At 46.7% G+C, this 16,217-nt stretch carries 13 protein-coding genes; 3 read left to right on the top strand and 10 right to left on the bottom strand.

All coding sequences use genetic code 11. The features are described from left to right. Both ACYVJM_RS31125 and ACYVJM_RS31120 read right to left on the bottom strand, forming a co-directional pair. The coding region (locus ACYVJM_RS31125) for a site-specific integrase (RefSeq protein WP_461152021.1) at positions 1–341 on the bottom strand (341 nt) is incomplete at its 3' end. Positions 342–626: 285 nt separating this feature from the next. Then, positions 627–872, bottom strand: a complete 246-nt coding sequence (locus ACYVJM_RS31120) for a hypothetical protein (protein ID WP_461152020.1) — start codon at positions 870–872, stop codon at positions 627–629. A gap of 705 nt (positions 873–1,577) precedes the next feature. On the opposite strand from ACYVJM_RS31120, the gene ACYVJM_RS31115 reads away from it, so the two are divergent. Together ACYVJM_RS31115 and ACYVJM_RS31110 are read left to right on the top strand one after the other, a co-directional pair. Continuing rightward, complete coding sequence (locus ACYVJM_RS31115; protein ID WP_461152019.1) at positions 1,578–1,808, top strand: hypothetical protein; 231 nt, start codon at positions 1,578–1,580, stop codon at positions 1,806–1,808. 103 nt (positions 1,809–1,911) lie between these two features. Beyond that, positions 1,912–2,193: a hypothetical protein gene (locus ACYVJM_RS31110; protein ID WP_461152018.1), complete on the top strand. Its 282-nt coding sequence runs from the start codon at positions 1,912–1,914 to the stop codon at positions 2,191–2,193. Positions 2,194–2,970: 777 nt separating this feature from the next. Here ACYVJM_RS31110 and ACYVJM_RS31105 read toward each other — a convergent pair. The 3 genes from ACYVJM_RS31105 to ACYVJM_RS31095 all read right to left on the bottom strand — a co-directional run bounded on the left by ACYVJM_RS31105 (position 2,971) and on the right by ACYVJM_RS31095 (position 6,801). After that, on the bottom strand, positions 2,971–3,399 hold the full coding sequence (locus tag ACYVJM_RS31105) for a response regulator (protein WP_461152017.1): 429 nt from the start codon (positions 3,397–3,399) through the stop codon (positions 2,971–2,973). Positions 3,400–3,612: 213 nt separating this feature from the next. Beyond that, a complete protein-coding gene (locus ACYVJM_RS31100) occupies positions 3,613–3,945 on the bottom strand; it encodes a response regulator (protein ID WP_461152022.1) in 333 nt (110 codons plus the stop codon). 1,026 nt (positions 3,946–4,971) lie between these two features. Then, positions 4,972–6,801, bottom strand: a complete 1,830-nt coding sequence (locus ACYVJM_RS31095; protein ID WP_461152016.1) for a glycoside hydrolase family 2 protein — start codon at positions 6,799–6,801, stop codon at positions 4,972–4,974. A gap of 284 nt (positions 6,802–7,085) precedes the next feature. Here ACYVJM_RS31095 and ACYVJM_RS31090 point away from each other — a divergent pair, with 284 nt between their 5' ends. Further along, positions 7,086–7,994, top strand: a complete 909-nt coding sequence (locus ACYVJM_RS31090; protein ID WP_461152015.1) for a DUF808 domain-containing protein — start codon at positions 7,086–7,088, stop codon at positions 7,992–7,994. 663 nt (positions 7,995–8,657) lie between these two features. Here ACYVJM_RS31090 and ACYVJM_RS31085 read toward each other — a convergent pair. The 5 genes from ACYVJM_RS31085 to ACYVJM_RS31065 form a co-directional block, all read right to left on the bottom strand. Continuing rightward, the gene (locus ACYVJM_RS31085; protein WP_461152014.1) at positions 8,658–9,134 is read right to left on the bottom strand and encodes a hypothetical protein; all 477 of its coding nucleotides are present in this window, start codon (positions 9,132–9,134) and stop codon (positions 8,658–8,660) included. 497 nt (positions 9,135–9,631) lie between these two features. Further along, on the bottom strand, positions 9,632–11,284 hold the full coding sequence (locus ACYVJM_RS31080) for a competence protein CoiA family protein (RefSeq protein WP_461152013.1): 1,653 nt from the start codon (positions 11,282–11,284) through the stop codon (positions 9,632–9,634). A 22-nt stretch (positions 11,285–11,306) separates the two neighbouring features. Continuing rightward, positions 11,307–12,755 (bottom strand): class I SAM-dependent DNA methyltransferase, encoded by a 1,449-nt coding sequence (locus ACYVJM_RS31075; RefSeq protein WP_461152012.1) that lies wholly within the window; start codon positions 12,753–12,755, stop codon positions 11,307–11,309. Continuing rightward, complete coding sequence (locus ACYVJM_RS31070; RefSeq protein ID WP_461152011.1) at positions 12,752–14,080, bottom strand: McrC family protein; 1,329 nt, start codon at positions 14,078–14,080, stop codon at positions 12,752–12,754. Before ACYVJM_RS31070 ends, ACYVJM_RS31075 begins: the two co-directional genes overlap by 4 nt. Continuing rightward, entirely contained in the window at positions 14,058–16,208 is a 2,151-nt protein-coding gene (locus tag ACYVJM_RS31065; protein WP_461152010.1) for an AAA family ATPase, read from the bottom strand. Before ACYVJM_RS31065 ends, ACYVJM_RS31070 begins: the two co-directional genes overlap by 23 nt. Positions 16,209–16,217 lie beyond the last annotated feature (9 nt).

Here is a 16,217-nt window from a genome sequence, read left to right as displayed (position 1 = left end):
GTGGTGGGCGAGTCGGCTCGATGCTGTCGGTGGAGTTTAGCAATAGAGGCCAGGTGCCGTTGAATGGTAAAAAAGGACCGCGTTCGTCCCAGGAAGGTGACGTATTCCACCAGGGCTACGGGTGATAGAGGCGTTGGCTCATAGCCATTCTCTTCACACCAGGCAGAGTACGACTTGAGGTCAGTGAGAAAAGCGCGGTGTGAATTTACTGATCCTTGCCGGCCAGCTCGTAAGTACTCCCTGGCTTCCTGGTGAATCTGTTCGTCGACCCGTAAGAAGAGCTTTTGCTCGGAGGCAGGAATGAGCGTAAAGGACGGTTGATTGGAATCGGATTGAGGCATAAGTTGAAGTGGGAGATGACCCTTCAAAACACGGTATGTCGAACGAAGTCGATGAAAGACTAAGATTTATAACAAATATAGGGTTACTTGTGATAAACTTTACTTATCACGAGTAACCCTATGTTTGTAGTTAAAACCTGAAGTATAATAAACCTTGATAAAACACTCGGAGCCGTCAGTCCTGGAACATGTTCCAGGACTGACGGCTCCGAGACACCTAAAAAAAAGACTTCTTCTAGTAGGGTCAAAGATCATGAAGAAAACTGCACATGTAAGATTGCTTTTTCACTTGTAACTTCCATTGACCAACAGATTGCCGTCTTCAGCCACCGAATAACTTTCTACATCCTGGTATTCTTTTACCTCATAGGTTGTCTCTGGGTCAAAAGGGTACTTTTGTTTAAACAACTCTTCGGCCTGTTGGCGGGTTTGATTGACAAAAACGGCTAGATATTGATACGGCTCTTTCTGATAGACTATCAGAACAACCGGACTAGGACTGGGTAAATAAGCGGCGGTTTGATTTTGCATAACGAAGACCATCTATAGGTTGATAAGCCAGAAAACGAGCTGTTCTTCTCCTTTGTTTGATAAAGTTACGCCTGGGATTACCCCAGACTTCAAAGCCAAAGCAGAACCAACATGGTCGTACTTCCAACGACATATACATGTCTTCGGGTATAATAAGAAGCTTTTTCGTGGACGAAAATATTTTATAAGACAATTGCACTTAACAAATAATTAGTGAGAGAAGAGATTTAATGTGATAATCGTTCAGAGTATAATTATTCCTATATAGAACACATCAATAGTTAACGCTGGTTTTCGTTTATCGGTACCTAAATTCGACCAGTCTGCATAGCGTATTTGTCTTATCTTAGCCCAGGATTGGATCGAACACCAAGTTCATGTGATGACGCCTAAACAAGCCCAACGGCTGAGTAAAAAAATAGCCGGTATCAAACGGATCTTAGCCGCTGAAAAACGAAGGTTTGGCAGCTATGATGACTCCCGTGGCCTGCGCTATCTACCCACCCGCTACTACATCCAACTGGCCGATTACAAAGGGGGATTAAGCTATACCCGATGGTTCGCCAAATCTTTTCCCGACGACATGGGCTTTCCTGACTTTCTGTTTGAATGGGCTCTGTTGCTCTTTAAAGGGGGTAAGGTGGCGGAAGCGAAAGCGAAACTGGCTATCTGGATGATCCTAAAGGGTCGGGTCTGGATTACGAGATGCAGGAGAAGCACTATAGTTTCTGGATTCATGCCCGGCAGGAGACGAAAGCCAAGCCCAGTTTTGGCTTTCAAGCGAGTGCCTATCAGCAGAAGGAACACGCCCTTGTCTCGCTATCGCAGTTCGCTCAGCAACGCGAGACGGCCCACCAGCAGGAGCAGGCTCAGCAGCTGCGCCTGAAGCAGTATCAGAATCGGGGCCGCAAGCTGGGCGGTCGGGGCATGAGCTGAAGCGAGTCGAACGGAGGGGGAAAAAAGTGATTTTTCGCCGTGCAAACCAAGGACTACCTATGAAAACCCGACTGCTATACCCCTTGCCTTAGCCCTTGCCGTCATGAGAACGCATTACTTTAAATGCTATCAGCGGGGGGAGCTGTGGAGCTATTACAAGCTGATGAGTGAGCGGGAACCGCCTGCTTGTGAGGTAGTGAATTTTTTCAGAAGCCAACCCACAGTTGAACTTCGCGAGTATGATCTAAGTGATCCAGGGCAACGGATTGACTTCGATGCATTTTGGGAGGTAGGTGTCCGCATCTCGGCCCAGGAATACCAAGCCGCTTATCAACGGGCGACGGCTGATGGGTTCACCCTTTACATCAATGGCCGAGTGCAATAGGAATGTTTGCCGGTGACACTTTTACTCCCCTTTTGCCCTCTTTGTTTTCCCGCTGTTATTTGGGCTTGAGTAGGCTAATGTTTGCATTATAAATATTTTTATTAACAATATTCTGCCAAAAGGTCATTTTATGAACTATTAGTAACATTTTCTTTACATATGTAATTGTGTATAATAAGTAAATTTATAATTTTTGCACTAAGTAAATATGCGTAAACTTGTTAGATGGACTTTTCATGAATGTGATCTATACTCATCCTCTAGTCGGTTGTTACCGATACACTTATCCTACTTTTGTTGATACCCCTCAGCACATCTGCGTACACTTTGTAACGGCGGATGGGCAACAAGCGTTTGTTAGTTATCCCCATCACCAGGGTCAAAAAGCAGCCCAACTACTCCCCGTTAGCTGGTTTGAATCGGTGATTTTAGTGCAGCTCTCGGGTATTCCTCGATTAATGGACTTTATATCGCTGCTCTTCACCGAGAGCAATAACCGCTATCTCGAGTTCCGGCCAGATCAATGGTTGATAAATGAACCCAATGAGCATGAGTTTAGCCACCTACTTGTGGCTTGATTACTCACTGTCTATAAGAAAACATCAAGCTGTAAAATAAACGAAAGCGGGGTGGTGACATCATATGTCACCACCCCGCTTTTTTGCCCCACTGTTTTTGTACTTTTTCGAGGGGTGTTGTATAAGATACGTGGCTGTTGCAAAAGTCAACAGGACTACGAAGCCCCAGCAATTATGTAACAGAATCCTGGCAGTTTTGTCAGGTAAATCTGTTTGGATGTAGACTGCTCTTCCAGTAGCTGACAATCGCCTCTAGCTGTTGTTTCATCTGGTCAGTACTACTTTGCTTTTCAAAAAAACCCTGTATCGTCAATTCATACGCTTCATCGACCAAGTGTTTATAGACCGGATGTGTAAAGAAGATGAAGGGAACAGCTCGCCGTTTGAGCTCACTATCCGCCTCAATCTGTCGGCGTAATTCGAGCCCACTCATGACTTGCATACTTACTTCTGAGATGATGAGAAAAGCTGGCTCTTTACTGTGTTTTAGATAATCAATGGCCTGTTGGCCGTTGTCAAAGAAGATGACTTGATTGTTAGGTGCTAAGCGTTCAAGTAGCGGTTTGAAAAGGACTTGATCATCTTGATCATCATCGATAAAGATGATTGGACCTCTTGGATCTTCCATAAGTAAACTTCATGAATAAGGTTGTATTCATGAGGTAACTATTGGCAGTGCCTAAAAGATTGGTATTTGCGCAAATTCTGCTGATCGATCATGCTGTTTTTAGCCACTCACCTATTCTCTAGAGTAACCTATTGGTAGGTATACAACACCCCTCAAGAAACGCTTGGCTACTGATTGAGGTGGCCAGGCGTTGTACTTTGCTATTAACTTCACTTAGCGTTTACAACGCTGAACACCCACACACTTTCCTTTCAACCACGCCTGACGCAAGTGCAGCACCACTTGGTTCAACCCTTCCACCGTGGCGGGTTTGGTAATAAAGCCGTCCGCTTTTAAAGCTATCGCCTCTTGGCGATCAGCGGCTTGATCGGAGGTTGTTAAGATAACAACCGGTACAGCGTCATACCTTGGCTGTTGCCGTATTAACCGAAGGGCCTCAAAACCACCCATGAAGGGCATATTCAGATCGAGCAAGATCAAGGTAGGTAAGTCAACGCTCGTTTCTAGCGCTAACAGGAGCTCTTCGCCATTAAAAAGGAGTTTCAGCTTACACTCAGGCTGTACTGGTGGAAGACTTCTTCCAGCAAGAAGCGGTCATCTTCATCGTCATCCACTAAGAAGACGCATTCGGTAAGTAGTGATTTCATGATACAAGTCGGTCGGTCCGTTAACTTACTTTAGACGACAAGCGTTCAATGAAGTTATATTAAAATAGTACAATATTATTCACGTAGTGTCGAGTGACTACATTGTACTGCTTGAAGGAGCGTTAGATAACTACCGTGGCTGTTACAAAAGTCTGACATGACGTGTGGACACCAAGTTGAACCGCTGATCACTGCTGTTTACATGACTTGAAATCACCTTTTACCAGAGCTAAAATAAGCGCACGTAGACTTTTGCAACAGCCACTGCCTTTATGTTAACCTAAATCTATATAATTTACTTATTAGGCCTGTAGTAAAGCTTGATTTAGTAGCGCTTAGTTTCTTATCTTTTGCCTATACCAAAAGATAAGAAACAAGCTCATCAATATTGATAAACACAAAGCTTTATGCCAGCCCCTTTCCAAAATGTTACCGACTACAGCTATGAGGCATACAACGGCTTGGAGTAACCAGAACCATTTTTTCAAATGGTTGGGTAAGACAAAATAGATTAAGATGTTTATCGTAGCCAGTAAAAATTGAAACAGCGTTACAAGTATTGGCATGACACTGATACGCTTAAAACGTAGCTATAGAATTGCACATAGAGCGTAAAGTAAGCCAGACAATCTCATATATCTCGGCTTTTACTTTGACTTCCAACGGGATTTTACTCGCAACTGACATGGTCAACCTACCGATATTCCCTTAACATAATACAGCCCTTTCCTTTTCCCTTTACAACGTACAAATGAATCTGTTTGTAGGGCTTGTGTGAAGTAGTTTATCTGAGAATTTTCACATAACATAAGATTTCTTATGCAACCTGACTAAGAATAATGCAAGTTTTTACTGATTTAGATGTCGCTACTAGTGAGTAGTCAAGTAACCCATTCTAAGCGTCGAACGTAGGCTCTCCCAAAAACTAGTCTTTTTTAGCCGCTACTTGGTGGCCTGCTTGTAAGACGGCCTGATTAACAGCCCGCAGGCGAGCCGTCTCCATCTTTTCGACGGCCCGATCATACGTCAGCACCCCATTCACTTCGTGCTCCACATCCGTCGTTTGGGTGTAGATCGCCACGCTTAACCCCCGGTAGCGCATCAGTTGCTCCACCTGATCCAGCAGGAATACATAACGATCGGTCAGGGCGGCTTGGGTCGGCTCATAGGCGTAGGCATTGTTCTCCACCGGCCACATATGCCCCCGCACAAACAAACCCACACCCCCAAATTCACCCAGCGAAGCTGCCCGCTTTTCATCAGGCTCCGAGGCTTTGGTGGGCCCTACGTAGATGTGCGTGTCCACAAAATCACCGTTTTTGGGATCACCGTAGGCCTGTTGGTAGGAGGGGTTGTTGTTGAAACCCGAGTTGCCATTGACCAGCCGCGACGGATCATAGCGCTTGACCCAATCCGTGATCCGGACCACATCGAAAGCGCCCCAGTTCTCATTGAAGGGGACCCAGGCAATGATGGAGGGCGAATTGTAGTGCTCGTCCAGGATGGCTTTCAGCTCGTTCCGAAAGGTGGTTCGAGTGGCCAGGGTATCTTCGTCGGGATACCAGATGGCGGGCATATCCTGCCACACCAGCAACCCCAGCTTATCGGCCCAGTAGTAAAACCGTTGGGGCTCAGTTTTCATGTGCTTGCGGATGAGGTTAAAGCCCGCTTTTTTGGTGTACGCCACATCGAATTTCAGGGCCTCTTCGCTGGGGGCGGTCAAAATGCCATCGGGCCAGTAGCCCTGGTCGAGCAGGCCCAGCTGCATGACAAACTGCCCGTTCAGCAGGGGACGAACCACGCCATTGACCTTCCCCAATTGAACATCCCGCATGCCCACGTAGCTCATCACCTCATCCACTAGGCGCCCCTTGGCGTCTGTCAGACTCAGTTTGACATCATACAGAAAAGGCGAGTCCGGCGACCAGGGATTGGGCTTGGCAATGGGGAGGTAGAAAGCGGTACCGGCCGTGCCCTCGGCGCGGGCTACTTCCTTCTTACCCTCCAGCACGACCGCCGTAATTCGGGCTGCCCGACTGGCCTTGACATCCAGTTTCAGGCGCTGGCCTGCCAGATCGGGCAGCAGCCGCAGGGATTTGATGTAGTTGGGGTTGACGGGTTCGAGCCAAACCGTTTGCCAGATGCCGGAGGAGAAGGTATAGTCCCCCCGGGGGCCGTTTTTTCCCGAGGGTGTGCGGCCGTCGTTGGCATCATAGGCGGCCACGACCAGGCTGTTTGCTCCTGTTGTCAGCAAGCTGGTGATATCGAGGGTAAAGGCGTCATAACCGCCCGCGTGACTACCGGCTTTTTGGCCGTTGACAAAAACGGTGGCCTGGTGATCGACGGCCTCAAAGTGGAGCAAGATGTGTTTACCCGCCCAGGCCGCGGGTAGGGTAAAGTTGCGCTGATACCACATGTTGATTTCCTGCTTTCGCTTAATGCCCGACAGCACGGATTCTGGACAAAAGGGCACCCGTATCTTTTCGGCCCTGGCCGGGAAGGGCAGGACGCGGGTGGGGTTTTTGGCGGAGGCGACGGATTTACCCCCCTGGTAGTTCCAGGTGCCGTTCAGGCAGAGCCAGTCGTTACGCTTCAACTGCGGGCGGGGGTATTCACTCAGGGGCACTGGGGTGTCAAGGGCGGCTTTTGTCCAACGGGTGGGCAAGTCGGCCACTTGAGCCTGAGCGCTTTGAGTAGCCACAGCAAAGCTGGTCAGCAGCCATGAGCCAGCAAGTAGGAGAAGGGATTTTAGCATAGGAGGCCTGGTCCAAGGGGCATGTGGGTCAATAGGTCACCAAAAGTAGCCAGTCGACGCCGAAAAACAGAGAAGAGCAGCCAGCGGATCATTTCAGGGCTACGGCTCACCTGCCTTCTTTTTCATCAAATGGTGCCAGAGAACCGGCAGGAATGGCAACTTATGGCCAACTTTCACCCGGCAAGCCGGTTAAACTACTAAAGGCGGCTAAAAATAAGTACAACGAGCCGTTTTTTGTGAATACCTCCCTCCAGGGATTGTAGTAGTAGCTAACTTTTTTGACGATGCCCTCAGGACTCTTTGCTTTGTTGGATGATATCTCGGCCTTAGTAAAGGCAAGCGCCGCCAGTTTAGATGATATCCCTACTCAAGTTGCTAAAACAACCGGAAAAGTGTCGGGCATTGTCATCGATGATACGGCCGTTACCCCCAAGTATGTGGTGGGACTTGACCCCTCGCGGGAGCTGGCGATCATCTACCAGATTGCCAAAAAATCGCTGTTCAATAAACTCCTCCTCCTAACGCCGGCTGCCTTATTGCTGGGCTACTTTGCCCCTTGGGCGATTACGCCGATTCTCATGGTAGGGGGGGCTTATTTATGTTTTGAGGGCTACGAAAAGGTCCATTCCCTGTTGAGCCCCCACGCTGGAAACTTGGAACAAGAGTCGTTCCCGGAGATTACCCCTGAAGAACTGGAGCAGCAACGCGTGCGTAGTGCGGTGCGCACGGATATCATTTTGTCAGCCGAAATCATGGCCATTGCGTATAGCCAGGTAAGCGGCCAGGCGATTTTGAATCAAGTTGTCGTCATGGTGGCGGTGGCCGTCTTTATCACGGTGGCCGTTTATGGGTTTGTTGGCCTGATTGTCAAAGTGGATGATATGGGGCTACATCTGGCCGGTGATGCCTACTCGCCAGCAACGCAGAAAATAGGCCGTAGTCTGGTCAAGTTTATGCCCCATTTCTTGAGTTGGCTGGGGTATGTTGGTACCGCCGCCATGCTTTGGGTGGGGGCTGAGATCATTGCACATGGCCTACCGTTCAGCGCTCATTTGCTGCATGAGTTAGAACAGGGTTTGTCTACTATGCCGGTAGTGGCTTGGTTCGCGAAAGCGTTGGCCTGTGGAGTGGCTGGCCTACTGATCGGGTTTATCCTGGAGAAGCTGGTGGTGTTGGTCAAGAGGGCGTTTTGATAACTCAGAATGTATCTGGTTGAGTGCCTTCAACAGTCATTCAATGCCAACGTTCACTTGTTGAAGGGTTTTCTTGAACGATTTTCATGATATGAACAAATTAACTACAACTATTTAAAAGACAGATAGTTGAGCGTTCATTTAACTATGAAAATTGACCATTTTATTGGACAAAATCAGGCTTGCCCCGTCCAGAAATCAAATGATTGTGTGGGTTCCATCGAATATCAGGGATAAGATACATACTCAACAGTACGGGGGCACGACGAATAATTTGTCGATCCTCCGGAACTGAAGGGAATAATGAGCAGTTAGAATCAGGTAACCTCAGCGCTGGAGACTAGTACTTGTTTAGCTCTTAAAACCAATAAGGCCCATACTCCTTTCGTAAACTCGATGACTAACTGAGTTAGTTGTTGCTCATCGAGTCAACAGGCTTTTTTTAGATCATGGCATTAGGACCGTCTTGGTTATACTTTTGAGAATTCCGCTTACCTAGTCTTCAGTGATCCCCATGACTTGAGCAATTTTGACTTGGGGCCAGTTTCGCCCTTCAAGAGTACTACAACGCCATTGCAACAGTTCATAATCAGCAGATGTGTAAGTTCCGTTTTTAAATAATGTAGTATCTTTAGTAACTTACTGATATCTCAATAAAAGTTCTTAATCAATATTCCAGATTGCTTGTGGGTCACCCCCTAATACATCTCGAAGGAAGTCATGTTTACTACGATTAGAGATTTTGTTAGGTTCATCATAATGGCTCCATAGTTCAGTTTTATTATATATAATTTTACTATTCGCATTGTATAGAGATAGCTTTTTTTGACAGTCAAGATCAAATTGTTTTAGTCTTCTGTTTTCAAAATCTTTAATAAATTCTTTTAAAGATTTTGAATTTCTAACCTTTAAAATTATTGTTTCTACATCATTTATTTCCCAAAATAATTCATCAATAATATTTTCTCGGATTTTATTTTTATATAATGGAATAATATTTTCAGCTAGAACAAACCATTCTACAGTTTTAACACCCCAAGATAAGTAAGTGTAGTCTTTTCTGAGGACGTTATCAATTGATAATCCTTTATGCCTACCAAAATCTAAAGTGGTATTCAAATCATATATCTGCATTTTCATATTTAATTAGTTATTGAAAGAGTTTAACAACTTTTAAAAGGTTGATTTTACAACAAGTGATTCTTTTGTGAATCAGGTTGCCAGTACATGCGTTAACTGAACCGATAAGTTATGTTGTTGCTTCAACCCATTAAGGTCGTTTACATGTCGATTCAGCAAGCTTGTGTATTTCGTTGATTCTGGTCCTGAGTCAGCTTCGGTGATGTGCAAAATTTATCCGGGTTCAGTCTTCTCTATAACTCCTTGAGATCAAAAACATTTGATAACCGTCTATTCCGCGAATTAGCTCAAGATAAGGTGCTCACCGAGATTGAATTAGAACCCGTTTACTCCAGAATACTCATTATAAAAAATATGCAATATTCTTTTTCGACCATTTTTACATCTGCTACCGATACCAAAGTCCAGATTTAGTAATCTAAAAGTCAACGTTTAATGCCAAGCTATCTCATTCGGTTCGAATATTGGCTTCCATTTTCCTCAAAAATTCATCTGAACTAAGTCCAGTTTTTCCAACTTCCTGTACGAATAGCTTGTCTAGCTGCTTTAATTCTCTGAATGCCGTTGTTCGCGTCCCTAATATCGCTAATGGCTCCAACTGCCTCAAAAAGTTTTTCAATTGTGGTGGACAGTCGGGGAGCGATTCTGCCATTCTGTTGCTCAACTGCTTCAACTGCTCGTTCTCTATTTGCTTCGTGTTCTGCTCTAAGCTGCTCAATTCGTCTTTCAGCATTTGACTCGATTTCTCTCTCTTCTCGCTGATTAGCGTCGAGCAACTTGCTTTCAAGTTGCTGATATGCTGTATATAGGGTGCTTCTTCGCTGGTCAACTTCCTCTTCTTCTCGCTCAATTGCTGCCGCTTCTCTATCAAGCTGTTCCTGTATCTCCGTAAGTGCTGTTCCTTCTGCTCCAAATCGTTCAATTGCAGTTTCAAGTCGGCTAATTTCGTCTTCAAGCTGATCAATTTCTCCCTGGCAAGTTGGTCGATATATTGTTGTGAGTTCGCTAAGTTCTGCTTCAATTCGATCAATCTCGTGCTGGCAGTCTGATTCAAAACTTGTTTCCTCTTGTCCCAGTCGGATTGTTTCTTCAAAATGCTCTCCTTTGATCTGGTAATATCGTTCTTCCACTTTTCGGTATCGGTCGTCAAGTCGCTTTTGCTCTTGATCAACCTGCTCGAAACGTTCGCTAAATTCGTCTCGTATTGCTGCTTCGTGGTCTGCCTGAAGCCTGCGCAGTCGTTCTCGATGTCGCGTTGCATTGTTCGTAACTCGTGATAACTCGCCTGCAAGGTGTCGCTCAACTCGTTGATAATGTTCGCTCCCCAAGCAATTTCTAATTCGTCGTACAAGTCCTTTAATTTCGCTTGATCGGCAGGCGAAAGTTTCTTCAAAAACGTCTTCTTCGTGGTCGTCAGTAATGTATACTGCCGAACGATGTCTGGCGGAAAGCTGTAGGTAGTCGGCTTCTTCTCGTTCATAGTTGTAAATCCATTTGGTGCGGTTTCCTTGTAGGATAGCCTCTTCTAGTCCCTCCGGCGACGTTTTAGGAAGTAGTATCTGAATAGCATCAATGCCGATACTTCGAATTTTGGCCAGCTTTTCAGCATCAGGCTTGTGCGTGGCCACCAACTCAATTAACAATATTGGCTTACCAGACCTATCAAAGAAAGTCACGTCGGGCTTTATAAGTAGGTGCTTTGTCCCGTCGTCATTCCAAGAGATTTTTGATGAGTACTGTATTTCACCCGTAGGCATTTCGTAGAAATGCAGTTCGTTTTCTACCGATGCCGCTTCAACAAAGCAGGCATCCTGGAGTTTAATGGCCTTACCGTCAAAACCCGGTGGCGGGTACTTCCTCAACACCGGAACTTTCACCCGTCGTAATCGTTGCAAGATCTCTTTCCCTACACGGTGGCGCTCTGTTTCATCAGAGTAGGTGCATTTCCCTTTACGGCTGACATCGAGCGGGTCATGCTTAAAGTGATGCTCATATACTCGACCTTTATTCGCAATCATACCCTGACCACAGCCCAGACATACATACCCTTTCCGGCCACTTTCGACCTGCGAGATATGTATTCGACGACCCGTTTGTACCAATTGGGCAAACTGAAACGATTCTTTCTCTCTAGTGATATCTACGTTCATGCTGAATATGCACTAGGGTATCTTACAACTGGCCGGCAACGGTGCGGAAGCTGCTCAAGGCGGCTTCCAGATTCTCGACAATTGACAGGGCAAGCTCGTCCGGGTTGGGTAGGTTGTCAAGGTCGCTCAGGCTATCGTCTTTGAGCCAGAAAATATCTAAACTGGTTTTGTCCCGCCCCATTATCTCCTCGTAAGAAAACCGCCGAAACCGGTCGCTTTCCTGCCGTTGATGACGGTTTTCCGGATTGTAGCTCGTAATAAAATCATCCAGATTGCTCAAACGAAGCGGATTGGTTTTTAGCGTGTGTTTGATGTTTGTCCGGTAGTCATAGACCCAAAGCTCTTTTGTCCAAGGGTCTCGGCTGGCGGGTTTGTTATCGAAGAAAAGTACGTTAGCTTTCACACCCTGAGCGTAGAAGATACCCGTAGGCAATCGCAAGATTGTATGCAGGTCTGTACTCTGCAGCAGTTGCTTACGGATGGTTTCGCCGGCACCTCCCTCAAACAATACGTTATCGGGAAGTACAACGGCAGCCTGTCCGTCGATTTTCAGCATCGAGCGAATGTGCTGCATAAAATTTAACTGTTTATTAGCCGTCGTCGCCCAGAAGTCCTGTCGCTGATAAGTCAGGGCCTCACGTTCATGATCTCCTTCCTCATTGGTGACGGTAATGCTACTTTTCTTGCCAAAAGGCGGGTTGGCCAACACATAGTCGAACCGCTGCCGGGGTAGTTCGAGCAGGCTATCACGTCGGTCGATGGGTGGTTCTGAGTTCAAATCACCGATGTTGTGCAGGTAGAGGTTCATCAAACATAGACGAGCCGTATTGGGAACGATCTCCCAGCCCCGGAAGGTATCATACTTTAGGAACCGCTTTTCCTCAATGTCCATCGGCTGTTTGCTTAGGTAGTCATAAGCAGCCAGAAAGAAGCCCCCTGTACCACTCGCCGGGTCAGCAATGGTCTTCATCGGCTTGGGTCTCACGCACTCGACCATTGCCCGGATCAGCGGGCGGGGCGTGAAGTACTGACCAGCTCCTGACTTCGTATCCTCTGCGTTTTTTTCCAACAGCCCTTCGTATACCTCGCCTTTCACGTCGACATCGAGGGTCGTCCAGGTTTCGGCGTTGATAAGCTGCACCAATTTATAAAGCTTGGCCGGGTCCTGAATTTTGTTCTGTGCCTTGAAGAAGATTTGCCCAATCATACCCTGTTGCTTACCCAATTCGAGCAGGATATGAATATAATGTACTTCGAGATCGGCACCCGTACGACCAATAAGGCTTTCCCAGGCCAGTTCGGCCGGAATATGGGTATCACGAAAGTGAGGGGGCTTGCTGTATTCGTCAGCCATCTTCAGAAACAGCAGGTACGTTAGCTGCTCCAGATAGTCGCCGTAACCCATCCCGTCATCACGGAGGGTATTGCAGTAATTCCAAATTTTCTGAACGAGAGAGTTGGTATTGGTCATAGTTGGTTGGGCTGAAAAAGCCGCTTCAGGTACGTTGTTAAATTGGCAATCATGGCTTGCTTGGTTAGCCCGGTGATGGGTATATCATAAGCCCGGATTCGAATCGCTGAGGGAATCAGCAGATCTGAATCAATGTGAAATTTACTCTCTTTGGAATCAGTCTGACCAAACCCTAGGGGGTAAAGCAACACCACATCCGTGGCCACTTGCCGGAGTGCGTAGGTAATCATCTGATACAGGTCACTTTGCTGAATGCCTTCTTTTTGACCCGGCACTTTGGCGCGCACCTTGTATTTCGTGTCCACGATCAGCCGTTGTCCATCCGGGTACGTTAGTATCAGATCGCTCCGAAGCTGGAACACCTTTTCGCGAGTTAGCCAGGCACCCTGTTGTGGATGGACCTTCACGTTTCCATTCGTACACGACTCAAGTACGCCAAAGATAAAGTCTTCGAAGAGGTAGTCGGTGGGCAACAGAAAGCAAAGATGGGCACGTTGTGTATCAGGCTGTGTTAAGTAGCTATCTGACAAGAAAAACCGGCACATGTCGATGCACTGCACATAGGGCGCGTAGAATCTATTCAGGTGTAAGGTGTCACAATCAGCCGCTGTAGCTGGCCGGTCTTCTACCTCATCCAGTATAAAGAGTAGTTTTTCAAGCTCCTGTTGAGTTTGGGTTGTGCGGCAAACGTGGCTTAACAAGCGGGCCACAAACTTGACTACCTGATTCAGGCGGTTATTAAAGACAAAGGGCTCGTGATCGCAGACCAGATGATGCCAGTTTCCCCGACTTAAGCTGCTGTCGACGTACTGACGAGTGTTGAGCCGTCCTCTTACTACAGACATCGTGGCCGTTACTTCCTCGTATCGATGATACGGCTGCTCGCTTACAAGCCGGTAGGTGTGACGGGCAAAGTGAAGCAGAATAGCCTCCGGAAAATCATCTACCGAGACATTGTCACTTAGTAGATCCGTAAACGGAAACTCAATTCGTCGGCAATAGGAAAGCCACCAAAGTAGATGCTGAAAGGCACGGCCGACATCCGAATCGTTGAACAGCTTAGGGACTATCTGAATCGTTTGCCCCTCGTATTGAATGAAGCCTACGTACTTATCAGCCTTCAAGTAAGGCTGTTTCTGGGCATTATAGCCAATCTGTAGTAGTGGCTGTCGAGGTGGACCCTCAGCAACTGTAGTTTCACCCCATCGCCTTGCTTGCCATACATCAGTCAGGTACGTTTGTAACCCTGCCAGGTCGAGACCGTGATCCGTCGGAAGTAGGTACGTCTGGTGCTCGCCAATGTTAATGGCTGGTGGCTGATCCATAACAGAGTTGATATGTGACAGGATCATTGTGGAACGGAATATCTGCATCCTGGAGCAACTTTTCGACACGGCTCTGATTACCTCCAAAGTACTCCATCAGTAGCGGAAACACACGTTTGCTCATGACTGCTTCCAGGGGCGACTTTCCCATGAAATAGGCATGACCAATCAGAAAATCCGTTGATCGCTTTTCGTGGAAGATGGCTTTGTTAAGCCGTTCCAAGAGTGGTTTTGCCTCAACTGACAGCAAGCTGGGCTGAGGGTATTTGCCGATAAACTCGAAACGGCGACGGAGAGCAACGTCGAGCAAAGCCAATGACTTATCGGCGGTGTTCATCGTGCCCACAATGTAGAGGTTAGGCGGCACGTTGAAAAGCTCACTGTTGGGTAATGTCACCGTCAAGGCGTTCTCTTCGCCCAACCGCTTGTCGTCTTCCAGTAAGGTAATCAACTCACCAAAAACCCGCGACATATTAGCTCGGTTGATCTCATCGATTATTAGTACGTATCGTTGCGGATGTTCCGACCAGGTTGACCTATTAACGTCGTTCAGTTTTCCCATCTCCCAGAGCTTCTGCACCAATGGTCTATAGTACACGCCTAATCCGTCGGAGCGAATCTCTTGTAATCCCTCATAGGCCCGTTTCAACGTGGCAATGCTTAACGCATGGATAGTACTCCCGTTCGATTTTTCGAAGTCGATATTTCGGTCCGAAACCGCTGTCATCTCAAATGTTTTCCCCTTGGCCATACGGATCGCCACTGGTTCATCACGGTCTACCAATGGCTCTATTAGTTCGGCAAAGACCTCATAAAAAGGTCGTTGGGCTAGCGCAGCATTAGGCTCCTTGCTTTGTTTGTAGTTGGCGCGGGCGCGGGCGGCAATGTTATAGAAAATGCCGTAATTAGGTTCAAACATGAGCGTTCCGGCTGTTGTATCCGGCCTTATACCAACCACAAAATCCTCGTAGGTATAATTCTGGTGGAACGTTACAAAGTCGATTTGTTTTGCCTCGCGCAGCTCGTCAAACCGATTTTTATTTTCTCGATGTGTATCTGCCCGTTTTCCATCGATAATCTCAACTGCCAGCCCAATAGTCTCGTAGGTTTTACCCGTACCGGGCGGTCCATAGAGAATGCAATTTTTGGAGAATTCGGGCTGCCCCCCAGCTTGTCTATCAAGTACGCTATTTTCTATATGACTGAATATCAGGGCTATATCTTCCTTATGCTTAACTTGCTCTATTGTATCTCGATATGAACCCTTTCCGGGTAAATCAAAGCTAACAAACGGTTGCTCCCAGTCTACCAGCAATTTGACTCCATCTTCTGAATTTTCTCTTACAGTTCCAATCGCCTTAATCCGTAGTATGGATTGTTTAGCCTCCTTTGGCCCTTTTGTGAAGGCGGATTTTGCGGCCAATCGGTCGCCAGGCTTGACAGCCTTTATTATTTGTGTGAATGTTGGTTTTGTAAATCCGTACCCGTTTTCCCAAATCCCTTCTCTTATAAAGCGGTCAAGTTGCTCCTCATCTTTGTCAAACGTAGTCCCAACACAGTAGTAATTCACGGTATCGCTGGTCTGAGTCGTAATTTGTTGTCCTGTCTGTAAAGCGCCTATCTGTTCATTTAATTTCTCCATTGGAATGTTATAGGCCGTTTGGAAACCTGCTTCTTCAATTACACCGTCAATAATCGGTTTATGCGATATTAGGTACGTAGTTAGATTCGTGATTATATCAGGACCGTCATAAGAAAGGGAATACCGTTTATTGCTGAACTGATGAAACTGGCTCGCACCAATCCGCTCTATAATCTGCTGATAAACCGTTTCCTGGTTATGTAGCTTTGGATCATCGTAAACAAAGTCTAACGAACATCTAATTAGATTTAACTGATTATCGAACTGGCAGATAAAACTGATACTGCGGGTCTTTGTGTTGCCATTGTGCGGGGCGTAGAGACCTACGGCGATGTATTTATCGTTCCCCGTGAACAGATAGTCGTTCTTAGCACGACCTGCTGTGTTTTTGCTTCGTAATGAATAGGTCAGCTTAGCCTCAGGATGTCGGGCACGGTAGTCTTCTAAAAAGTCGAAAATGGCGCGGTGGTATTCGGTAATGGTCACTCGGTAGCG

Source organism: Spirosoma pulveris, assembly GCF_054781875.1.
This window is presented reverse-complemented; position numbering and strand designations above follow the sequence as displayed.